This is a genomic window from Isoptericola dokdonensis DS-3, assembly GCF_001636295.1.
Lineage (GTDB): Bacteria > Actinomycetota > Actinomycetes > Actinomycetales > Cellulomonadaceae > Isoptericola > Isoptericola dokdonensis.
This window is the reverse complement of the sequence record NZ_CP014209.1, coordinates 2,032,743-2,053,782: the sequence shown is the minus strand read 5'-3', so window position 1 is coordinate 2,053,782 and position 21,040 is coordinate 2,032,743. Positions and strand designations below refer to the sequence as shown.

26 protein-coding genes and 1 tRNA gene are annotated in these 21,040 nt (G+C 72.5%); 22 read left to right on the top strand and 5 right to left on the bottom strand.

Going from position 1 to position 21,040, the window contains the following annotated elements:
* The first annotated feature begins 79 nt into the window (after positions 1-79).
* Positions 80-2,851, top strand: a complete 2,772-nt coding sequence (topA, locus tag I598_RS09590; RefSeq protein ID WP_068202772.1) for a type I DNA topoisomerase — start codon at positions 80-82, stop codon at positions 2,849-2,851.
* Between the two features lie 79 nt (positions 2,852-2,930).
* On the opposite strand, the gene I598_RS09585 is transcribed toward topA, so the two are convergent.
* Positions 2,931-3,158 carry a hypothetical protein gene (locus I598_RS09585; RefSeq protein WP_068202771.1) on the bottom strand — a complete coding sequence of 76 codons (228 nt, stop codon included), beginning with the start codon at positions 3,156-3,158 and terminating at the stop codon, positions 2,931-2,933.
* A gap of 70 nt (positions 3,159-3,228) precedes the next feature.
* On the opposite strand from I598_RS09585, the gene I598_RS09580 reads away from it, so the two are divergent.
* A complete protein-coding gene (locus I598_RS09580; RefSeq protein ID WP_068202770.1) occupies positions 3,229-3,690 on the top strand; it encodes a MarR family winged helix-turn-helix transcriptional regulator in 462 nt (153 codons plus the stop codon).
* Between the two features lie 10 nt (positions 3,691-3,700).
* Positions 3,701-4,771: a Gfo/Idh/MocA family protein gene (locus I598_RS09575; protein ID WP_083973584.1), complete on the top strand. Its 1,071-nt coding sequence runs from the start codon at positions 3,701-3,703 to the stop codon at positions 4,769-4,771.
* A gap of 6 nt (positions 4,772-4,777) precedes the next feature.
* Here the strand turns inward: I598_RS09575 and I598_RS09570 are convergent, their stop codons facing one another.
* Entirely contained in the window at positions 4,778-5,176 is a 399-nt protein-coding gene (locus tag I598_RS09570; RefSeq protein WP_068202769.1) for a pyridoxamine 5'-phosphate oxidase family protein, read from the bottom strand.
* A 161-nt stretch (positions 5,177-5,337) separates the two neighbouring features.
* On the opposite strand from I598_RS09570, the gene tmk reads away from it, so the two are divergent.
* The 5 genes from tmk (at position 5,338) to I598_RS09545 (ending at position 9,537) form a co-directional block, all read left to right on the top strand.
* Positions 5,338-6,003 carry a dTMP kinase gene (gene tmk, locus I598_RS09565; RefSeq protein WP_068202768.1) on the top strand — a complete coding sequence of 222 codons (666 nt, stop codon included), beginning with the start codon at positions 5,338-5,340 and terminating at the stop codon, positions 6,001-6,003.
* Positions 6,000-7,151, top strand: coding sequence for a DNA polymerase III subunit delta' (locus I598_RS09560; protein ID WP_068202767.1), 1,152 nt, complete (start codon positions 6,000-6,002; stop codon positions 7,149-7,151). Before tmk ends, I598_RS09560 begins: the two co-directional genes overlap by 4 nt.
* A 76-nt stretch (positions 7,152-7,227) precedes the next feature.
* Positions 7,228-8,802 carry an alpha/beta hydrolase gene (locus tag I598_RS09555; RefSeq protein ID WP_083973111.1) on the top strand — a complete coding sequence of 525 codons (1,575 nt, stop codon included), beginning with the start codon at positions 7,228-7,230 and terminating at the stop codon, positions 8,800-8,802.
* 119 nt (positions 8,803-8,921) lie between these two features.
* Positions 8,922-8,994, top strand: a tRNA-Thr gene (locus tag I598_RS09550).
* Positions 8,995-9,132: 138 nt separating this feature from the next.
* Positions 9,133-9,537, top strand: coding sequence for a hypothetical protein (locus I598_RS09545; protein ID WP_068202766.1), 405 nt, complete (start codon positions 9,133-9,135; stop codon positions 9,535-9,537).
* 65 nt (positions 9,538-9,602) lie between these two features.
* On the opposite strand, the gene I598_RS09540 is transcribed toward I598_RS09545, so the two are convergent.
* Both I598_RS09540 and I598_RS09535 read right to left on the bottom strand, forming a co-directional pair.
* Positions 9,603-10,811 (bottom strand): tyrosine-type recombinase/integrase, encoded by a 1,209-nt coding sequence (locus tag I598_RS09540; protein WP_068202765.1) that lies wholly within the window; start codon positions 10,809-10,811, stop codon positions 9,603-9,605.
* A complete protein-coding gene (locus I598_RS09535; protein WP_068202764.1) occupies positions 10,804-11,178 on the bottom strand; it encodes a helix-turn-helix domain-containing protein in 375 nt (124 codons plus the stop codon). Before I598_RS09535 ends, I598_RS09540 begins: the two co-directional genes overlap by 8 nt.
* Before the next feature lie 165 nt (positions 11,179-11,343).
* Between I598_RS09535 and I598_RS09530 the strand changes: the two genes are divergently transcribed.
* The 14 genes from I598_RS09530 to I598_RS09460 all read left to right on the top strand — a co-directional run bounded on the left by I598_RS09530 (position 11,344) and on the right by I598_RS09460 (position 19,811).
* Entirely contained in the window at positions 11,344-11,589 is a 246-nt protein-coding gene (locus tag I598_RS09530; RefSeq protein WP_083973109.1) for a helix-turn-helix domain-containing protein, read from the top strand.
* 2 nt (positions 11,590-11,591) lie between these two features.
* Positions 11,592-11,915 carry a hypothetical protein gene (locus I598_RS17625; RefSeq protein WP_068202762.1) on the top strand — a complete coding sequence of 108 codons (324 nt, stop codon included), beginning with the start codon at positions 11,592-11,594 and terminating at the stop codon, positions 11,913-11,915.
* Complete coding sequence (locus I598_RS17620; RefSeq protein ID WP_068202761.1) at positions 11,912-12,139, top strand: helix-turn-helix domain-containing protein; 228 nt, start codon at positions 11,912-11,914, stop codon at positions 12,137-12,139. Before I598_RS17625 ends, I598_RS17620 begins: the two co-directional genes overlap by 4 nt.
* Positions 12,136-13,143, top strand: coding sequence for a YqaJ viral recombinase family nuclease (locus I598_RS09515; protein WP_068202760.1), 1,008 nt, complete (start codon positions 12,136-12,138; stop codon positions 13,141-13,143). The genes I598_RS17620 and I598_RS09515 overlap by 4 nt, the downstream gene beginning before the upstream one ends.
* The gene (locus I598_RS09510) at positions 13,140-13,907 is read left to right on the top strand and encodes a recombinase RecT (protein WP_068202759.1); all 768 of its coding nucleotides are present in this window, start codon (positions 13,140-13,142) and stop codon (positions 13,905-13,907) included. Before I598_RS09515 ends, I598_RS09510 begins: the two co-directional genes overlap by 4 nt.
* The gene (locus I598_RS09505) at positions 13,904-14,230 is read left to right on the top strand and encodes a hypothetical protein (protein ID WP_068202758.1); all 327 of its coding nucleotides are present in this window, start codon (positions 13,904-13,906) and stop codon (positions 14,228-14,230) included. Before I598_RS09510 ends, I598_RS09505 begins: the two co-directional genes overlap by 4 nt.
* Positions 14,223-14,705, top strand: a complete 483-nt coding sequence (locus I598_RS09500; protein WP_068202757.1) for a RusA family crossover junction endodeoxyribonuclease — start codon at positions 14,223-14,225, stop codon at positions 14,703-14,705. Before I598_RS09505 ends, I598_RS09500 begins: the two co-directional genes overlap by 8 nt.
* A gap of 330 nt (positions 14,706-15,035) precedes the next feature.
* On the top strand, positions 15,036-15,806 hold the full coding sequence (locus I598_RS09495; protein ID WP_068202756.1) for a helix-turn-helix domain-containing protein: 771 nt from the start codon (positions 15,036-15,038) through the stop codon (positions 15,804-15,806).
* Positions 15,807-15,955: 149 nt separating this feature from the next.
* A complete protein-coding gene (locus I598_RS09490) occupies positions 15,956-16,567 on the top strand; it encodes a hypothetical protein (RefSeq protein WP_068202755.1) in 612 nt (203 codons plus the stop codon).
* A 51-nt stretch (positions 16,568-16,618) separates the two neighbouring features.
* A complete protein-coding gene (locus tag I598_RS09485) occupies positions 16,619-16,855 on the top strand; it encodes a hypothetical protein (protein ID WP_068202754.1) in 237 nt (78 codons plus the stop codon).
* Between the two features lie 91 nt (positions 16,856-16,946).
* Complete coding sequence (locus I598_RS09480) at positions 16,947-17,417, top strand: single-stranded DNA-binding protein (protein ID WP_068202753.1); 471 nt, start codon at positions 16,947-16,949, stop codon at positions 17,415-17,417.
* Positions 17,418-17,574: 157 nt separating this feature from the next.
* Positions 17,575-17,763 (top strand): hypothetical protein, encoded by a 189-nt coding sequence (locus I598_RS09475; protein ID WP_068202752.1) that lies wholly within the window; start codon positions 17,575-17,577, stop codon positions 17,761-17,763.
* A 404-nt stretch (positions 17,764-18,167) separates the two neighbouring features.
* On the top strand, positions 18,168-18,863 hold the full coding sequence (locus I598_RS09465) for a BglII/BstYI family type II restriction endonuclease (protein WP_068202750.1): 696 nt from the start codon (positions 18,168-18,170) through the stop codon (positions 18,861-18,863).
* Positions 18,864-18,905: 42 nt separating this feature from the next.
* A complete protein-coding gene (locus I598_RS09460) occupies positions 18,906-19,811 on the top strand; it encodes an MT-A70 family methyltransferase (protein ID WP_083973103.1) in 906 nt (301 codons plus the stop codon).
* Positions 19,812-19,864: 53 nt separating this feature from the next.
* Here I598_RS09460 and I598_RS09455 read toward each other — a convergent pair whose 3' ends face one another.
* Positions 19,865-20,938 carry a MalT transcriptional regulator family protein gene (locus tag I598_RS09455; protein WP_068202749.1) on the bottom strand — a complete coding sequence of 358 codons (1,074 nt, stop codon included), beginning with the start codon at positions 20,936-20,938 and terminating at the stop codon, positions 19,865-19,867.
* Positions 20,939-21,040 lie beyond the last annotated feature (102 nt).

Below are 21,040 nucleotides of genomic sequence, written 5' to 3'. Positions count from 1 at the left end.
GAGTGCCGCCGTCGTCGTCCGTGTCGTACCGTGACATGACCGCCGCCCCGGCGGACACCCTCATCGAAAGCAGGAACGGATGCCCCAGGCCCGCAAGCTCGTGATCGTCGAGTCGCCCACCAAGGCTCGCAAGATCCAGGGCTACCTCGGCGACGACTACGTCGTCGAGGCCAGCGTGGGCCACATCCGTGACCTCCCGCAGCCGTCGGACCTGCCCGCGGAGATGAAGAAGGGCGCGTTCGGCAAGTTCGCCGTCGACGTCGACAACGGGTTCGAGCCGTACTACGAGGTGTACGCGGACAAGAAGGCGAAGGTCCGCGAGCTGAAGAGCCTGCTCAAGGACGCCGACGAGCTCTTCCTCGCCACGGACGAGGACCGCGAGGGCGAGGCCATCGCGTGGCATCTCATCGAGGCGCTCAAGCCCAAGGTGCCGGTGCGCCGCATGGTGTTCCACGAGATCACCCGCGAGGCGATCGGCCGCGCGCTGGAGAGCACGCGCGAGCTCGACACGGACCTCGTCGACGCGCAGGAGACCCGCCGCATCCTCGACCGGCTCTACGGCTACGAGGTGTCCCCGGTGCTGTGGCGCAAGGTCCGCCAGGGGCTGTCCGCGGGGCGCGTGCAGTCGGTGGCGACGCGGCTCGTGGTGGAGCGCGAGCGTGAGCGCATGGCGTTCGTCGCGGCCGACTACTGGGACGTGACGGGGGCGTTCGCGCCGACCGACGGCGACGACGCGGGCCAGCTGTTCGACGCCCGGCTGACGGGGCTCGGCGGGGAGCGCGTCGCCTCGGGCCGCGACTTCGACGACCTGGGCCGGCTCAAGGTCCGCACGGGCGTGGTGCACCTCGACGAGGCGGCGGCCACGGCCGTCGTCGCCGGCCTGGACGGCGCGGACTTCTCCGTCCGGTCGCTGGAGACCAAGCCGTACTCGCGCAAGCCGGCGGCACCGTTCACGACGTCGACCCTCCAGCAGGAGGCGTCGCGCAAGCTGCGCATGGCGTCGCGGCAGACGATGCGCACGGCGCAGGCGCTGTACGAGAACGGCTACATCACGTACATGCGGACGGACTCCCCGGCGCTGTCGGCCGAGGCGACGGACGCGGCGCGGCGCCAGGCGGCCGAGCTGTACGGCCCCGAGTACGTGCCCGGTGCGCCGCGGCTGTACGCCTCGAAGAACAAGGGCGCCCAGGAGGCGCACGAGGCGATCCGCCCCGCGGGGGACTCGTTCCGCACCCCGGCGCAGGTCGCGCGGGAGATCTCCGGTGACCAGTTCAAGCTGTACGAGCTCATCTGGAAGCGCACGGTCGCCTCGCAGATGGCCGACGCGAAGGGCTCGACGGCGTCCGTGCGGCTCGCGGCGCCGCTCGGCGCGGGGGCGGGGGAGCGCGCGGGCTCCGACGCCGTCTTCTCGGCCTCGGGCACCGTCATCACGTTCCGCGGGTTCCTCGCGGCCTACGAGGAGTCGCGCGACGTGGAGGCGGCGGAGGGCGACGCCGCGACCACGTCGTCCGGCCCGAAGGAGTCGCGTCTGCCGCGCATGGCCGAGGGCGACGCCCTGGCCGGCACGGACCTCACGGCCGACGGCCACTCCACGAGCCCGCCCGCCCGGTACACGGAGGCGTCGCTGGTCAAGGCGTTGGAGGAGCTCGGCATCGGGCGTCCGTCGACGTACGCCGCGACGATCTCCACGATCCAGGACCGCGGGTACGTGCGGACCAAGGGCCAGGCCATGGTGCCGACCTGGCTCGCGTTCGCCGTGACGAAGCTGCTCGAGGATCACTTCGGCTGGCTGGTCGACTACGACTTCACGGCCGAGATGGAGGCGGACCTCGACGAGATCGCCGCCGGGGACCGGGAACGCGTCGCGTGGTTGACCCGCTTCTACTTCGGCGACGGCTCGGGGGAGACGTCCGGCTGGGGCCTGCGCGACCTGGTGACCGACCTCGGCGAGATCGACCCGGTCGCCGTGAACTCCGTCGAGATCGGCGAGGGGCTGCGCGTGCGGGTGGGCCGCTACGGGCCGTACCTGGAGGACCTGGCCGCCGAGCCGGACGCCGAGGGCAAGGCCCCGCGCGCGTCGGTGCCGGAGGACATCGCGCCGGACGAGCTGACGGTCGCCACGGCGCGCGAGCTGCTCGCCGCGGGCGCCGACGACGGCCGCGTGCTCGGCACCGACCCGGAGTCGGGGAACGAGATCGTCGCGAAGAACGGCCGCTACGGCCCGTACGTCACCGAGGTGCTCGACCTGCCGCCGATCGACACGAGCCTGTCGGCCGCCGCGCAGAAGCGGGCGAAGGCCGCGCAGCCGAAGCCCCGCACGGGGTCGCTGTTCAAGTCGATGTCGCTGGAGTCGGTGACCCTCGACGACGCGCTGAAGCTGCTGTCGCTGCCGCGCGTCGTGGGCACCGACCCGGAGTCGGGTGCCGAGATCACCGCGCAGAACGGCCGCTACGGCCCGTACCTGAAGAAGGGCACGGACTCGCGGACGATCGCGAGCGAGGAGCAGCTGCTCACGATCACGCTCGACGAGGCGCTGAAGATCTACGCCGAGCCGAAGCGGCGCGGGGCGCGTGCCGCGACGCCGCCGCTGCGCGAGCTGGGCGACGACCCGACGTCGGGCAAGCCGATCACCGTCAAGGACGGCCGCTTCGGCGCGTACGTGACGGACGGCGAGACGAACCGGACGCTGCCGCGCGACCTCACGCCCGAGTCGATCACCGCGGAGCGGGCGATCGAGCTGCTGGCGGAGAAGCGCGCGCAGGGGCCGAAGAAGCGGACGGCGCGCGCGTCGACGGCGAAGAAGGCCCCGGCGAAGAAGGCGCCCGCGAAGAAGACGACGACCAAGAAGTAGCCGACCTGCGGGTCGGCGGGCCGGGTCCGGGATGGCAGCGCGCGCTGCCGGCCCGGACCCGTCGTCCGTGGTGGGCCGCTCAGGGCGTCGGGTCGGCGGGGCGCTCGACGACGTAGGCGTGACCGTCGGGTCGGGTGACGACCTGCAGCGAGTCGCGCAGCGCGGCCTCGCGGGCGACGTCCTCGGGGCGCGGCGGCCGGGGCGGGGTGCGCCGGATGGACGCCGGGCCGAAGAACGGCAGGAACGTCTCGGTGAGGCGCATGCCCCAGGTGCGGTCGTCGCCGGGGCGACGGCGGAACAGGCCCATCGTGACAGCTCCTCGATTCCTTGGGGCACCAATGATTGGTAGGCCAACCATATCCCCCTACGCTGTCCCCATGATCACCGACCCGGCACCGGACCCCCTCGCGCTCGAGGCCCAGGTCTGCTTCGCGCTGTCCGCCGCCGCCCGGTCCGTCGTCGGGCTCTACCGGCCCGTCCTCGAACCCCTCGGCCTCACGCACCCGCAGTACCTCGTGCTGCTCGGCCTGTGGGACGACGCCCGCGCCGGCCGCACCACGACCGTCACCGGCCTCGCCGCCCGCCTCCACCTCGACCCCGGGACCCTGTCACCGCTGCTCAAGCGGCTGGAGCAGCAGGGGCGGATCGACCGCCGCCGGTCCGTCGTCGACGCCCGGGTGGTCGAGGTGCACCTCACCGCCGACGGCGTCGCGCTGCGCACCGAGGCGCTCGAGGTGCCCGCCCGGGTCGTCGCGGCCTCGGGTCTCGACGTCGAGGAGCTGCTGCGGGTGCGCGAGGCCGCCGACGCGGTCATCGCGGCCGCGCAGGGCGCCCGGTAGCGTGACCGCCATGACCGACACCGCCGCCGTCGACCCGGCCACCTACGCATCCCGCCTCACCGCCGCCGACCTGTCGGGCGAGGTCCCCGACCTGATGGCGGCGCCGCCGGTCCGCTGGGGCGTGCTGGGTGCCGGCAACATCGCCGCCTCGTTCGCCGACGGCGTCCGCGACCGCACGGCCGGGCGCGTCACCGCGGTCGGCTCCCGCTCGGTCGCCAAGGCCGAGGAGTTCGCCGCCGCGCACGCGCCCGGTGCGCGGGCGCACGGCAGCTACGAGGCGCTGGTGGCCGACGACGACGTCGACGTCGTGTACGTCGCCACCCCGCACTCGCACCACCTGGAGCACGCGCTGCTCGCGATCGCGGCGGGCAAGCACGTGCTGGTGGAGAAGCCGATCACCCGGTCGGTCGCGGAGTCGCGCCTCCTGCTCGACGCCGCCCGGGAGGCCGGCGTGTTCTGCATGGAGGCCGTCTGGACGCGGTTCCTGCCGCACGTCGCGGCGCTGCGGGCCGCGATCGCGCGCGGCGAGATCGGCGAGGTCCGCACGGTCGTCGCCGACTTCGACGTGTTCTTCCCCTACGACCCGACGCACCGCCTGTTCGCGCCGGAGCTCGCCGGCGGGGCGCTGCTCGACCTCGGCATCTACCCGATCACCCTCGCGCACGACCTGCTCGGTGCGCCGGACACCCTCGTCACCCACGGCACCCTCGCCGCCACCGGCGTGGACGACCACGTCGGCATGATCCTCGGGTACGACGGCGGGGCGCAGGCGCTGCTGCACACGTCGTCGACGGCGAGCGGCGGGGCCGGCGCGCGGATCATCGGCACGCGGGGTCGCATCGAGATCCCGAGCGGGTTCTTCACGCCCACCTCCTTCGAGGTGGTGCGCGCCGACGGCACGTCGTGGTCGTTCACGTCGCCCGAGGGGGAGGGCAAGGCCTACGAGGCCGCCGAGGTGGCGCGCTGCGTCGCCGCGGGGCTCACCGAGAGCCCGCGGATGCCCTGGTCGGACACGCTGGAGGTCATGGGCATCCTCGACCAGGCCCGCGCGCAGCTCGGCGTGGTGTACCCCGGCGAGTGACGCCGGTCAGCGGCGCAGCCGGCGCCCGGAGACCGCGGTGGGCGTGATCCGCACCCAGATGCTCTGACCGTCGGGGGCGAAGGGCTCGACGTCGGCCTCCTCCGCCGCGGCGAGGTCGGCGTCCGTCTCGAGGATCGCGGCGACGCCCTTGACGACGACGCTGGTGGCGGTGGTGTCGTCCCACGCGTCCGTCTCGAACGCGACCCGGTTGTTCACCACCAGCTCGACGAGCTTGGTGCCGGCCTTCGTCACGAAGTAGACGGCGCGCCCGGCGACGCCGAACGAGATGGGGAAGATCTCCGGGTCGCCGCCGACGGCGGTCGCCAGCCTGCCGACGGAGCCTGCGGCCAGCACCTCCCAGCACTCGTCGTCGGTGAGCGTCGTGATGGTCGCCTGCTCGGACATGACGTCCGCCTCCCTCGGTGGTGGTCCTCCCATCGTCGTCCTCCCGGCGACCTGCCGCCGCCCCGGCGGACGAATGTCCGCAACCTCACACCACATCGTCCGGGCAGGCTCCGGGCCGTTCCTGCCCGGACGGTGTGGGACGGCGCGGCTAGGGTGTCCGCGTGAGCAACGGTCCTGGGTTCTTCGTGTCGTTCGAGGGTGGCGACGGCGTCGGCAAGACGACGCACGTGCGGTTGCTGGGCGAGTGGCTCGCGGCGGTGACGGGCCGGGAGGTCGTCACGACGCGGGAGCCCGGCGGGACGACCCTCGGGGTCGAGCTGCGCCGGCTCGTCCAGCACGGCGAGGACATGGACGCCCGCACCGAGGCGCTGCTGTACGCCGCCGACCGCGCCCACCACGTCGCCTCCCTGGTGCGACCCGCGCTGGAGCGCGGCGCGATCGTCGTCACCGACCGGTACCTCGACTCGTCGGTCGCCTACCAGGCGGGCGGCCGCGAGCTGTCGGAGGCCGAGGTCGAGGGCATGTCGCTGTGGGCGACGGGTGGACTGCTGCCCGCCGTCACCGTGCTGCTCGATGTCGACCCGGTGGTGGCCGCCCGGCGGCTCACCGGCGAGCCGGACCGGTTGGAGCGCGCCGGCGACGACTTCCACCGCCGTGCCCGGGACACGTTCCTGCGCCGCGCCGCCGAGGACCCGACCCGCTGGCTCGTGGTGGACGCGAGCGGCACGGTCGACGACATCCAGGCGCAGATCCGCGTCGACATCGCCGCCCGCCTGGACCTCACGCCGGTCGTGGACGAGGCCGTGACGGTCCGGGACGCCCCGTGAGCGTCTGGGACGACGTCGTCGGGCAGCCGCAGGCCGTCCGGGCGCTGCGCCGGGCCGCGACCGACCCCGCCGCGATGACCCACGCCTGGCTGCTCACCGGCCCGCCCGGTTCGGGGCGCTCGGTCGCGGCGCGCGCGTTCGCGGCGGCGCTGCAGTGCACGGGCACCGACGGCGTGACGGGCGGCTGCGGTCGGTGCCACGCCTGCACGACCACGCTCGCGGGCACCCACCCGGACCTCACCGTGGTGGCCACGGAGAAGGTCGTCATCCAGGTCGCCGAGGTGCGCGACCTCATCGTCGCCGCGGCCCGCACACCCGCTGCGGGGCGCTTCCGGGTGATCCTCGTCGAGGACGCCGACCGCATGGCCGAGCGCACCACCAACGTGTTGCTGAAGTCCATCGAGGAGCCTGCCGCGCACACCGTGTGGGTGCTGTGCGCGCCCAGCGCGCAGGACGTCCTGCCGACCATCCGGTCGCGGTGCCGCAGCGTCACCCTGCGGGTGCCGCCCGCCGCCGACGTCGCCGACCTGCTGGTCCGGCGCGACGGCGTCGACCCCGAGGTCGCGCTGCGGGCCGCCCGGGCCGCGCAGTCGCACGTCGGGCTGGCGCGACGCCTGGCCCGCGACCCGGAGGCCCGCCGGCGGCGGAACGAGGTGCTGGAGGTGGCGCGCCGGATCCGCGGCGTGCCCGACGCCGTGCTGGCCGCAGCCGAGCTCGTGGACGTCGCGAAGGCGGAGGCGACCGCCGACACCGCCGAGCGGGACGCCGTCGAGAAGGCGGAGCTGATGCGAGCGCTCGGCGCGGGCGAGGGGGAGACCCTCCCGCCGCGGCTGCGGTCCCAGCTCAAGCAGCTCGAGGACGACCAGAAGCGTCGCGCGACCCGCCGCCAGCGGGACGTGCTCGACCGGGCGATGGTGGACCTGCTGTCCCTGTACCGGGACGTGCTCGTCGTCCAGCTCGGCGCCGAGGTCGACCTCGTCAACGACGAGCACGCGCAGACCGTGCAGATGGTCGCCCGCGACTCGACCCCCGAGCAGACGGTGCGCCGCATGGACGCCATCGGGCAGGCGCGCGAACGACTGGACGGCAACGTCGCCCCCCTGCTCGCGCTGGAGGCGATGGCCGTGGCGCTGCGGCCGCAGGGCTGACGCACGTCGTCCGACCAGGCCGGGGAGGTTCCGTGAAACCAGGCCGTGCCCCGGGGACGCCCGGTAGGTTGTGCGGGTGAACTTCCCCTCCTCCGGACCGAGCCTGACCCTGCGACCCGCGCGGCGTGGTGCCGCCGCGCTCGTGACGGTGGCCGCGCTCGTCGCGCTGGCCGCGTGCGACGCCGACGCCCCCGGCAAGGAGGCGACGCCCGTCGACGAGGCCACGTCGCAGGCGCCGACGGACGCCGCGGGCGTCCCGGAGGGCTTCGACGACCTCTACTCCCAGGACCTGGAGTGGACCTCCTGCGACGCAGGCCTCGAGTGCGCGACGGCGACCGCCCCGCTGACGTGGGACGACCCGGAGGCAGGCACGATCGAGCTCGACCTGAAGCGCACCCGCGCCACGGGCGAGAAGCAGGGGTCGCTGCTCATCAACCCCGGCGGCCCGGGCGGGTCCGGCACGGACTTCCTCGAGACAGCCGCCGAGAGCTTCGGCGACCGCCTGCTGGCGGCGTACGACGTCGTCGGGTTCGATCCCCGCGGCGTGCGCGCCTCGACCGAGGTGGCCTGCTACGACGACGCCGGCAAGGACGAGTACCTCAGCGCGGACTTCGACGTCTCGACCGACGAGGGCCTGGCCGCCAAGCGGGAGGCCGCGGCACGGTGGGCGGAGGCCTGCGGGGAGAACACCGGCGACCTGCTGGGCAGCGTGGACACCCCGAGCGCCGCGAAGGACATGGACATGCTGCGCGCCGTGCTCGGCGACGAGAAGCTCAACTACCTGGGCTTCTCCTACGGCACCGACCTGGGCGCCACCTACGCCGGCCTGTTCCCGGACCGTGCCGGGCGGCTCGTGCTCGACGGCGCGATGGACCCGACGCTCGACGCGGCGGCCGTGTCGAAGGGGCAGGCCGTCGGCTTCGAGAACGCGCTGCGCGCCTACGTCGAGGACTGCCAGGCGGGCGCCGACTGCCCGCTGACCGGGTCCGTCGACGAGGGCATGCAGCAGGTGCGCGGCGTGCTCGACCGTGCCCTCGACCGGCCGTACCCCACCAGCGGGGACCGGGTCGTCACGCAGACCCTCGCGTTCTACGGCGTCGCCGTCACCCTGTACGCCGAGCAGAGCTGGCCCGTGCTCACCCAGGCGCTGGACGAGGCCATCAACGCGGGCACCGGCGACACCCTGCTCTACCTCGCGGACTTCTACAACGACCGCAACACCGACGGCTCCTACGCCACGAACTCCATCGAGGCGTTCACCGCGATCAACTGCCTCGACGCCCGCAGCAGCGCCGACGTCGACACGATGCGCGCCGAGGCCGCCGAGATCGAGGAGGCCGCCCCCACCGTGGGCACGTTCTTCTCGTACGGCGGCGTCACCTGCGCCGACTGGCCGTACCCCGTCGTCGAGCGCGACTACGACCGCTCCGCGCCCGGCGCCCCGCCCATCGTCGTCATCGGCACCACCAACGACCCCGCCACCCCCTACATGTGGGCCGAGGGCATGGCGGACACCCTGAAGTCCGCCGTCCTGGTCACCTACGAGGGCGAGGGCCACACCGCCTACGGCCGCTCCAACGACTGCATCGCGGATGCCGTCGAGGACTACCTCGTCGACGGCACCGCCCCCGACGACGGCCTCACCTGCTGATCCGCGGCCACCGCGGCGGGACGTGACGAACCTGACGTCGTCGCACCGTGGAACGCTTTTGGAGTCCCGCCCGCCCGTCGGGTAGTGTGGGCGCGCCCGCTGATCGAGGTCACGGGCGCGCCGCCTTAGCTCAGTCGGTAGAGCGATTCACTCGTAATGAATAGGTCGCGAGTTCGATTCTCGCAGGCGGCTCAGGACACGGCCCCTCACCAGTGGAAACGCTGGCGAGGGGCCTTCTTCGTTGCCGGCGCGCACCGCCCATTCGCCGAATATTCGCCGCATATTCCAGCCGCCCTGCAGCCGGCGAGCTCTCGCCAGTAGCCTGCTGACATGCGCAAACACCTCGGAGCACTCGCCCTGGCCGCCAGCGTCGCAGTCCTCGTCGCGGCTTGCTCGAGCGGCGACGACGCCGCGCCGGCCGACGAGACGACCCCCGACGAGACGACCGTGGGCGAGGCCGCCGAGTCCGCCGGCGGCGGGATCCCCGAGCCGACCGACGAACAGGCCGACGCCCTCGTCGACGAGCTCGCCGCCGCCGTGCCCGCCCTCGCCGACGACCCCGACGCGACGGTCGACGCCGCCCGCAACGTCTGCAGCTCGATCCTCGGCGGCACGGACGACGATGCCCTCGTCCAGGGTGCGACGCTGCGCTTCGACGACGGCAGCGGCAGCGTCACCGAGGACGACGCCGCGCAGCTCGTCGAGGTCGTGCGCGGCAGCGAATGGTGCGCGTAGCCGCCGCAGACACACGGCGGCCCCCGCTTCCGAGCCGGTAGCGGGGGCCTTGCCTTCGTCGGACGTCAGCCGGCCTGCGGCGGCACGGCGAGCACCTGCAGCAGGTCGCGCACAGCCGGCCCCCGAGCGTCGCGCTCGATGTAGTGCCGGCGAGTCGTGTGCTCGGTGTCGCCGAGCTGCTGCGCGGCGATCCGGGTATCGGCCGCGCCGTCGAGGTACGTGGCGACCGTGCGCCGCATCGAGTGCGGCGTGATCCAGGACTCGAGGCCGGCCTCGTCGCGCGCCTTGCGCCACGGCGTCCGAATGTTGTTCGGGTCGTGCCAGGTGCCGGCCGTCGACGGGAACACGGCGTCGTGGACGTTGGGCAGCACGATCTCGACGCGGCGGCGCATCAGCGACTCGACCGCGAACGGCGGCAGCTCGAGGACACGGTCCTCGCCCGTCTTCGTCTTCGGCTTGCGGATCCAGCCCTGGCCGTCGACGTGCACCAGCGTCCCGCAGATTCGCACCGTCGGCTCCTTGCCGAGGTCGACGTCGGACCAGCGCAGCGCGAGCACCTCGCCGATGCGCGCGCCGGTGGCGAGCAGCACGTCCAGGATGTCCGCGATCCCGACCGTCGTCGGCGGCCCCTGGCGCGGCCGCCCGTCGGGCTGCGGGCCGCCGGCCTGATAGTTGCGGGCCGAGGCGCGGAACCGGGCGATCTCGACCGGCGTCAGCGCGCGCGGCTCCTTCGACGCCACCCGGATGGTCCCGGCGTCCTTCGTGGGATTGGTCGTCAGCGCGCCGTGGCGCACCGCGAGGCCGCACACACCCGCGAGCACCGAGCGGCACAGCTTCGCCGTGGCCGCGCCGTGGGCGGCCGTTACGGCCTTCAAGAACCGGTCGACCGCCGGGACGCTCATCTCGCGCATCAGCCGCTCGCCGAGCCCCGGGTCGACATGCACCCGCCACACCTGCCGATAGCGGCTCGCCGTCGTGGGGGAGCGGTCGCCGGCGTCGACGGCCGCCCAGACCTCGGCGAGCCACACCTCGGCGACTGCGGACAGGCGCGAGCGGTCGCTGATCTCGTCGAGCACCGGCGGCGTGCGCTGGGCGAGGTCGGTGCGCAGCGCACGCTTCGCGGCAGCCTCGGTCTGGCCGCTGCGCGTGACGGCGCGTGTGCGCCCGTCGTAGTCGCGGTAGCGAGCCTTCGCCTGCCACGCGCCGGACGGCAGCCGACGCGTGGAAATTTCACCCCAGGTGCCGATGGGAAGCGGGGGCCGGCCCCTACTCATTGGCCGCCCCGCGGGCCTCGCGCTGGTACAGCATCGCCACGAAGTCTGAGACGTTGCGCTTCGAGTCGTCGGACAACGCCCGGTAGCGCTCGACCAACAGCGACACGTCCGGTTCGGAGACCTCGGGCGCGACGACGCCGGCTGACGCCAGCGCCGCGGCCTGCACTGAGTGGAGCGGCAGCCCGAGCCCGCGAGCGAGCTTCGCCAGCGTGTCGGCGCGCGGCATGTGGACCTGCTCCTGCTTGGCGAGTTGGCCGATCTTCGGCTTCGAGAGTCCTGTCAGCCTTGCAATATCGCCGTAGGACGAGCCCGTCGCATGCTGGTACTCGCGGATCAGGTCCGCGATGGTTCGACTGTTCGTAGGCAAGGGGGTGCCTCTCCCTCTCGTTGCACTGCCTATTAGAAATGGACACAGGCAGACTAGCGCGACGCTACACGGTGTGCGTCTTCCGGTAGACGAGCAACGCAGAACCGCTCTGATACATTCGTCTACGATTTTTAGACGAAGATCACGCAGAGGGAGACGTACTGCATGCCAACCCCCCGCAGCACGGTGATCGCACGGCCCGGCGCGATCACCCAAGCACGAGCGCTGGCAGACCTGTCCGTCCGAGACCTCGGCGCGGCCGCCGGCGTCTCGCACGGCACGGTCAACAACGTCGAGCGCGGCCGCTCGAGCATCAGCCGAGACAAGGCCGAGGCCGTCGCCGGCGCGCTCCGCCTCTCGGTTCACGAGCTCTTCGTGCACGCCGACGGCGCACCGCTGAACCCGTCCTGAGCATGAGCACCCTCGACAACAGGCTGCACGCCGAGGCCGACCGCAGGTCCGCCCCCGCCGACCCCGAGCCCGGCCTCGAGGAAGCCATCGCCTGGCTACGGGCCGACGGCCGCGTGGCCGACGAGCAGATCGAGGGACTCGTCATCGACGCCGAGGTCTACGACGTCGGCGGCTACGTCCGAGCCGCCCAAGCCAGCGCGCTGCGCGGCGTTGCCGAGCGGCACGCACACGAGGTCGTCGGCTTCGACGGCCGCCGGCACCGGGTCGTCGAGGTCGCCACGTTGACCGCGGCCGCCGCCCAGATCGAATCAGGAGAACCAGCGTGACCACGTCCATCGACCGCAAGAACGGCTGGCTCGGCATCGAGCAACTGCTGACCGCGGCGGAGGTCGGGCGCATCCTGCGCTGCGCGCCGACAACTGTCTCCGAGCTGCGGCGCGCGGGCGACATCGCCTCGATCCGCGTCGGGCGCACGTACCACTTCGCGCCCGACGACGTGCGAGCGTTCATCGCCGCGCAGCGGCAGATGGGCGCGGGGGCCGGCGCATGACGCTCCCCGACGGCCTCGGCGGCGAGCTCATCCTCGACGCCCGCGACTACTCCCGATCCCGCATCCCGTGGCTCCAGGCGCGCCGCACCGGCCTCGGGGCCTCCGAGACGGCCGCCGTGCTCAACCTGAGCGACTGGAAGACCCCGCTGCAGGTCTGGCTCGACAAGACCAGCACCGCGCCCGTCGAGGACGTCCACGTCAGCGAGGCCGCCGAGTGGGGGAGCGTGCTCGAGGCCGTCGTCGCCCGCAAGGTCGGCACGCGCCACCGCGAGCTCGGCAAGATCGCCCCGACGCCCGGCCTGCTGCGCCACCCCGAGCACCCGTGGATGCTCGCCACCCTCGACCGGCTGCTCGTCGAGCGCGGCACGGCCAACCCGCGGGTCCTCGCGGCCCTCGAGGTCAAGACGACCTCGCTGGCGAACTACATCCAGCGGTGGGAGGACAACCTGCCACCGCTGAGCATCCAGGTCCAGGTGCAGCAGCAGCTCGCCGTGACCGGCCTCGACCGGATCTGGGTCGCCGTCCTCGTCGGGGGCCAGCGCATGCCGGCCCCGATACCGATCGACCGCAACGAGCGCGTCATCGAGCAGCTCATCAACTACGGCGGCCGCTGGTGGAACGACCACGTCGTCGGCGGCGAGCAGCCGGCCCCGACCTTCGGCGACCGCAAGACCCTGCACAAGCTCTGGCCCGGCGACCAGAACCTCGACGACCTGACCGCCAGCGACGACGTCCTCGACGCCCACGGCCGCCTCGTCGACGCCCGCCGCCGCAAGGCCGAGGCCGAGGCCGACGCCGACGCCGCCGCCTTCGAGCTGCAGACCGCCCTCGGCGACCGCACCGCGCTGCGCGACCGCGACGGCCGCCTGCTGGCCACCTGGAAGCCCCAGACCTCGAGCCGCATCGACTCGGCCCGCCTCCGCAAGAACTACCCCGCCATCGCCAAGGCCGTGACCAAGCAGTCCACGGCACGGCGCTTCCTCCCGAAGGAGCACGACGCATGACACAGGACCTCGCCACCGCCATCGCCGACCAGCAGCCGGCCCAGCGCCGCACCGCCTTTGACCTCGTCGAGTCGATGCGCGGCGAGCTGCACAAGGCCCTGCCCGAGCACGCCAGCATCGACAACTTCCTGCGCCTGGCGCTCACCGAGCTGAAGATGAACCCGCAGCTCGGCAACTGCAGCGGCGAGTCCCTGCTCGGCGCGCTCATGACCGCGGCCCGCGTCGGCCTCGAGGTCGGCGGCCCGCTCGGGCAGTTCTACCTCACCCCGCGCCGGCTCAAGCGCGACGGCTGGGCCGTCGTCCCGATCGTCGGCTACCGCGGCCTGATCACCCTCGCCCGACGGGCCGGCGTCGGCCAGGTGAACGCCGTGGTCGTCCACGAAGGAGACACCTTCCGCGAGGGGGCCTCGTCCGAGCGCGGCTTCTTCTTCGACTGGGAGCCGGCCGTCGAGCGCGGCAAGCCGGTCGGCGCGCTGGCGGCCGCCCGCCTCGCCGGCGGGGACGTGCAGCACCGGTACCTCTCGCTCGCCGAGGTCCACGAGCGGCGCGACCGCGGCGGCTTCAAGGACGGCAGCAACAGCCCGTGGGCCACCGACTACGACGCCATGGTCCGCAAGACAGCCCTGCGCGCCCTCGTCCCGCTCCTGCCGCAGAGCACCGCCCTCAGCTTCGCCGTCCAGGCCGACGAGCAGGTCCAGCGGTACGACGCCGGCGACATCGACATCCCCGCCCTCGACGAGACCGACACGGAGGACACCAAGTGAGCACCGCCCTCGCCCGCCGCACCGACCCCGACACGTCCCACGACGCCGCAGCGGACGTGCGTCGACGCCGAACGATCGTGCGCGACTGCGTCCTGGCGATCATGCGCGAGGCCCCCGAGCCGCTCACCCACGAGCGCATCGTCGGCCGGTTCCGCCAGCGCGCCGGCACCAGGATCGGCTGGCCGGCCGCCACCGACTCCAGCGTGCGCACCCGCGTCCACGAGCTCGTGCGCGACGGCCTCGTCGAGCGAGTGCCCGGCGCGCACGGCACCAGCACGACCGGCCGCCGCGCGGCCCTGTGGCGGGCGACCACCGATGCGTGAGCGCAAGCCGGCCCCCTGGTCCGCCACGATCCCCGAGGCCCTGTGGCCCGGCCGCCTGATCAACATCAACGACGTCCGCGGGCACACCCGCTACACGTCCAAGCGCACCCGCCCGTGGCGCGAGCTCGGGGCCGGCATCGGCGAGCGGCTCAAGGCGCAGCACGGCGCGTTCACGACGCCTGTGCGGGTCTGGCTCGAGGTCCGGCTGCCGAACAACCACCGCCGCGACTCGGGCAACCTCTACCCCACCGTCAAGGCCCTGCTCGACGGCGTCGCCACCGACGCCGGCGCGCTGCCGGGTGACCACGACGGAGTCGTCGAGGGGCCGTGGATCAAGCGCGTCTATCCCAACGGGCCGGCCTGCCTGACGTTCATCCTCGAGCCGATGCCGCCGGGCGCTCTTGGTGTCTCCCGGTCAGCGGCCGCCGCGACGTTTTCCACAGGGGTGACATCTACGTCACCCCCTACCCCCTGACGCCAGTGTCACCCCCTGACGCTGGTGTCACCCCACCCCCTGACGCTGGTGTCACCCCACCCCCTGACGCCAGTGTCACCCGAACCATCCTTAAGAACCGTCCTTGAGAACCGTCCTTCCTGGGTGGCGCTGTGTGGGTAACTCACTACGGCGCGGGCGAGCCGTCGCAGCCCCCGGCAGAGACGACGGATCACGAGCAAGCCGGGACGCTTCGCGCCCGGACCGTCTCGGAAACGTAGACGAATGGCAGGTGCGGCTTGCCAGTTGTCAACAGTCGGCGTACTGTCGCGACCGCCAGCAAGGAACTTCCCCCCACGTAGGAGAACCACCATGAGCGTCGAAGCCATGACCATCGCCCTGCACCACAGTCGCGCGCAGGGCACGGCCAAGGTCGTCCTGCTCGGAATCGCGAACCACGACGGCGACGGCGGGGCCTGGCCCTCGATCGCCACCCTCGCCAAGTACGCCAACGTCAGCACCCGCAGCGTCCAGCGCGCGATCGACGAGCTGCAGGTGCTCGGCGAGGTCAGCCGCGGCCGCCAGCAGGGCGGCACCGCCCGCACGCCGGACCACCTGCGCCCGAACCTCTACGCCTTCACGCTCACGTGCCCGCCCGACTGTGACCGCTCGAAGAACCACGTCACCGACGCCGACCAGCACCGCCACCGCGGGGCCAAGCCGGCCGCCTCCGAGCCCACCGCACCCGCCCCCAAGCCCGCGGCCACCGACCGCCGCGACCTCGCGGCGCAGGAAACCGCCACGGCCCGCGCCCAGCGGCTCGAGCACCCCGAGCGGTGCGCCGAGCACCAGCACACCGACGTCCCGCCGCCCTGCGGGGCCTGCGCCCGCGCCCGGCGGGTCGTCGAGGCCGCCGAGGCCGAGCGCGACCAGCGCCAGCGCACTGCAGACGCTGAGCGGCTCCGCGCCGAGCGTGCCGAGCGCACCCGCCTGGCCCGCATCGACATCGACGCCTGCGGCCTCTGTGACGACGACGGCCGCCTCCGCAACGGCCTGCCCTGCAAGCACGACCCCGCCCTCGTCGAGCGCAACGCGCGCGGCCGCGCCGCCGTCGACGCCGCCCTCGCCGGAGCGCGCGCGTGAGCGAGCACGACGGCCTCAGCGCCACCGTCTGGTGCGGCACCTGCCGCGGGTACGTCCGTATCCGCGGCAGGGCCGCCGGCCGCGGGGCCGTTCGCATCACCCCGGCCGACGTAAACGAGCACCGAGCGACACGCGATGGGGAGTGAGGCATGAGCCGACGAGCCGCCCGCGCAGCGCGCAACGACGCCCTCCACCAGCACGCGCTCGAGCAGCAGGAGATCGCGAGCAGCCTCGCCCTGCACGCCGACGAGCTCGCCGCCGCCCGCGTCGAGCTCGTCGGCCTCCTGCATCCCGAGGTGCGCGGCCCCCAGGACGGCGGCCGCGCCTCGCGGGGCGAGGACGTGCCCGCCCCGATAGCCCTGCACGTCCTCGACACGACCACCCAGGTGGATGAGGGAATCCACGAGCAGTACTGGCTCGCCGTCTCCGCGCTCCGTCAGCAGTCGCCGGCCACACCGGCCTGGGGCGCGCCGCGTGAAGCGGCCGTCCTCCGCCGCCTGAAATTCCTTGCAGACCATGCCCAGACCCTCACGGAAGTTGACCTGGAGCAGGCGAAAGCGATAACGATCCGGCTTCGAAATTTCACCCACCGCTCACGGGCCGCGGCGGGCCATGTTGTGGCCCCCTACCTGCGTGAACGCCCGTGTGAGCGCTGCGGGCAACGGTCTGTGTGGGTTGAGTCACAGAACCTCGCGCAACGCTGTTCCAACCCTGCGTGCGGGCGCACGTCGAATGGATGTTCGACCCGGCTGTTACGTTGAACCGTCTACAAACACAAGACACCCACCGATCACCCTGGGGGCAACACAACGATGAGCAGTGCCACTCACGCCGCCCAGGAAGTCAACGACGGCTTCCAGCTCGGCCCGGCGATCAGCGTCGAGTGCGAGGGCGATGAGATAACGCTCCAGACCTACATCACCGACGGGGACGTGACCTTTGATCTCGAACCCCCTGAGCAGCCCGTATCGCTCTCCCATGCCCAGCAGCTCATCGACGCGTTGAGAACGATGGTGGCCGAGTTCGAGGGGCGCGAGCACTCCAACTAGCGTGCCGCCAACAGGGGGACGCCGGCCATGACCGGCGTCCCCATACTTCGACCCAAGGCGTCTAGAGAAACCTCACGATTGGAAACAAACGATGCCAGGCGAAACCATGATCACGGTGATCGGCAACCTCGTCGCGGACCCGGAGCTGCGGTTCACACCCGCCGGCGCGGCCGTCGCGAACTTCGCCATTGCAAGCACCCCGCGCACCTTTGACCGACAGACCAATGAGTGGCGCGACGGTCAAGCGCTGTTCATGCGCTGCTCTGTCTGGCGCGACGCGGCCGAGAACGTGGCCGAGTCGCTCCGCAAGGGCCAGCGCGTCATCGCCCAGGGCCGCCTCACCCAGAGGTCCTACGAGACGCGCGAGGGGGAGCAGCGCACCGTCGTCGAGCTCGAGGTCGACGAGATCGGCCCCTCACTGCGCTGGGCCACCGCGCAGGTGCAGCGCGCCGGCCGCTCCGGCGCGACCACCGCGGGCGGCCGCGACGCCGGCACGCCGGCCCCCGCACACGACCCGTGGGCGACGCCGGCGGCCGCCCTCGCCGGAGAACCGCCCTTCTGATGGCACGCCGCTGCGCCTGCGAGCGGCGCGCCCTGCAGCGCGCAGCCGGCCTGCCCCTCGTCGAGCACGAGCGCACGAGATGGGTCGCGGCCTATCTCGAGCGGTTCTGCCCGCACCGCCCCGCCGGCCACGGCCGGCTCCCCCGACCGGAGACACGATGAACACCACCGACCGCTCGACAGACATGTGCCTGACCTGCGGGCACGCCTGCCCGGCCCGGCTCGAGCCGAGGCGCACCAGCGCCGTCAACGTCCTCGGGCGCGTGATCGCCGTCGCGATCCTCCTGGCCATCCTCACGACCGCCGTCGGCATCGGCGTCGCCGGCGTGCGTTGGATCGCCGGATGAGCCCGCAGCAACCCGAGCGGTGCGGCTCCTGCGGTGGGTGGATCAACCCGCACACCGCCGAGTGCCGCTGCAGCGACTGAAAGGAGACACCGTGCCCCGCACGCCCGTCCCAACATTCGAGGCCCTCACGGAGCGCGCCCAGCGCGTCCGGGACGGCGTAACCGTCCGCCCCGAGCCCGTGCGCCCCACCGGCCACCCGCCGGCCGCACAGCGGCCCACGAGAGCCGAGATGGCTGGCTGGGCCGTCTGCGGCGGCGACCCCGACGCCGAGCGGCTCGACGGCGTCTGCTGGCACCGCGGCTGGTGGCATCCACTGCCGCGAACTGGCTTCCGCGCCAAGGCCGAGCGCGCTTAGGGCCGAGGCCAGCGAGTATGGCCCGCGTCCAACCTTGTAAGGTTCGCGCGTGGACCTCACTCACTCCTATGAGGAAGCGCTTCCTGCGGACGTGCTTGCGAAGTACAAGTTCCGCGAGACCCGCAACGCGGCCGCGGTGCTTGCGGGCACCAATCCGAGAGCCTTTGAGGACCTGGTGCGCGCCCTACGCGACTTCACCCTCCTGACGGCAGACCTGGTCGCTGCGGGCGGCAACGAGTCAAACCTGGCGGCACGCCTCAACGCGTCGTTCAGAGCCCACGGTTGGCGTGAGTCACGTGCCGACGTTGAGACCCAACTCAAGCTCTACAGGTTCCCGTACGGGGCTGCGGGAGAAAAGGGCACGGAGCTCGTGAGTTCGACGACCATCGCCGCCGAGGGCTACAAGGTCGACAACGTGATCGAGCGCGTGGCTCTCGACGTCGAGTGGAACGCGAAGGACGGAAACCTGGACCGTGACCTGGGCGCGTACCGGTCTTGGTATGACCTCGCGCTGATCGACGTGGCCGTCATCATCACGCGCATGCACGACGAACTGCGAGACCTTGCCTACCGGCTCGCTCGTGACGCAGGACAGAGCGAAGAGGCTGCCCGCAAGCGACTCAACACGTCGACAACGACCAACTTCAACAAGTTGGTGCCGCGCCTGCAGCGAGGCGACGGCGGCGGGTGCCCGGTCCTGGCCGTGTTCATCAGCGAGGCTACGTGGCACGGAGACACGCCATAGATCCACTTTGGCAAAGTAGATCTTTGCGGCTACGGTGGCTCCATGTCCGCCCAGACAACTACCGAGGTTCCTCAGCCATCACTGGCGATCCCGATCCAGACGGCTACCGCGCCGCCTCTTCGTGAGGTTCAAGCCCCTCCGCCGCTGCCGGCGACTGACGGTGGTTTCAAGACGATCCTCGCTGATCCGCCGTGGCGCTTCACCAACCGCACCGGCAAGGTAGCTCCGGAGCACCGTCGGCTCGATCGCTACTCGACGCTGACCGTTGACGAGATCGCTGAGATTCCGGTTGCTACGAGTGCGGCGGACGACGCGCACCTGTACCTGTGGGTGCCCAACGCGCTCCTCCCGGATGGTCTGCGAGTGATGGAGGCATGGGGCTTCCGATACGTCTCGCACATCGTCTGGGCTAAGCGGCGCAAGGACGGTGGACCCGACGGGCGGGGTGTTGGTTTCTACTTCCGAAACGTCACCGAGCTTCTGCTCTTCGGCGTCCGGGGGTCTATGCGCACCCTCGCGCCGGCGCGGTCTCAGGTCAACATGATCGAGACGCGCAAGCGCGAGCACAGTCGCAAGCCTGATGAGCAGTACGACCTCATTGAGCGATGCAGCCCTGGGCCCTTCCTTGAGCTCTTCGCCCGTTACCCGCAGGAGGGTTGGACTGCATGGGGAGATGAGGCAGGTGACGAAACGACCCCTCGCGGTCAGGTGCACCGTGGATACGGCGGAGGCGACGTCGCTCCCGTGCCGCACCTCGAGCCTCACGAACGCTTGACCTCGGTAACGGCGCAGCGGATCGGTGTAGTCCTCCGTGAGCGGTACGAGTCGGGAGCGTCGATCCGCCAACTCTGCGCCGAGACGGACTACTCGATCACTCGAGTTCGCGCACTCCTTGAATCGGTTGGTACCGAACTGCGCGGGCGTGGACGCACGGCCGTCCGCTCCTGATCGAGTAATCGAAGCGCCCCGACCCTTGCGGGCCGGGGCGCTTCGTTGTTGTGTCAGGCGAGCCAGCGGCCCACCGTCGACTTCGTGACGCCGCCGAGCTGGTCGGCGATCTCGCGGTGGGACAGGCCTTCGCCGGCGAGCCGCTCGACCTCGGCGCGCAGCGCCTCGCGGTCCCCGCCGGCGGGGCGGGGCGTCGGGGCAGGCCTCGCCGGGGCGGGGTGCGCCTCGGTCGGCCGGGCCTCCCGAGCCGGCGTCGACGTCGACCGGCGGGTCGCCTTCGCGGCATGCGGCTCCGCGGTCATCCGGGCCGCCCCATCGTCGAACCGGGCCAGCACTGCGACCGCCCCGGCCTCGAGCGCGGCGAAAGCATCGGTCCACGCAGCGGTGACCTCGCGCATCTGCTCCGGCGGGACCGACCGCAGCGCGAGCGAGCGCGCACGCAGACGACGGGCCTCGGCCCGCAGCGCGTGCCGGCGAGCACGGCGCGAGCCGTCGTCGAGCACCCGCGCGCGGCGCTCGGCCTCGATGGCCTGGAACAGCGCGTGCATGCGCCGCCCGGCGCGCAGCTCGGACCACGTCCGGCCCGAGGCGAGGTGCTGGTCGCCGATCAGCGCCAGGTGCCACATCAGCGCCGCGAGCAGCGGCACGGTCAGCCGGAACACGGCCGCGCCGGCCGGGTGACCAACGACGAGCTCGTGCCACGCGGCGAACAGCCCCGACGCGCCCGAGAGCACCCAGGTCAGCGCCAGCAGCGTGCCGGCCGGCCGGTTGCCCTTCGCCGCTTCGCGGGCGAGCAGCGCGACCGTCATGAGCGAGAGCTCGAACACCCCCGCCGTCGCGTAGGCGACCGGGGGCGACATGGCGAGCAGGTCGACGCCGAACCCGACCATGGCGAGATACGCGCTGGCGGTCGAGACGAGCGCGACGGACACTGCGCCGACCATCACCAGTGCGCGCGAGCTGCGACGCGGGCCGGCCGCGGCGGGGCGGGCCGGCATGCGGACCTTGTCCCACGCGGGCCGGGCCTCGCCGGTCGGAGCGGGACGGTCCTCGACGCCCGGGGCGGCTTGGGCCGGGGCGATCGGAGCGGCCTCGTGGGCCGGGGCGGACGGGGCGATTGCAGGCATGGGGCGACCCTTCGTCGGTTTCTTGCTGGCACGCCCCAACGTACTGGGCCGCCCCGTGACTGTCTAGCGCTACGAGACAAACCATGGGACACTCGTAGACGC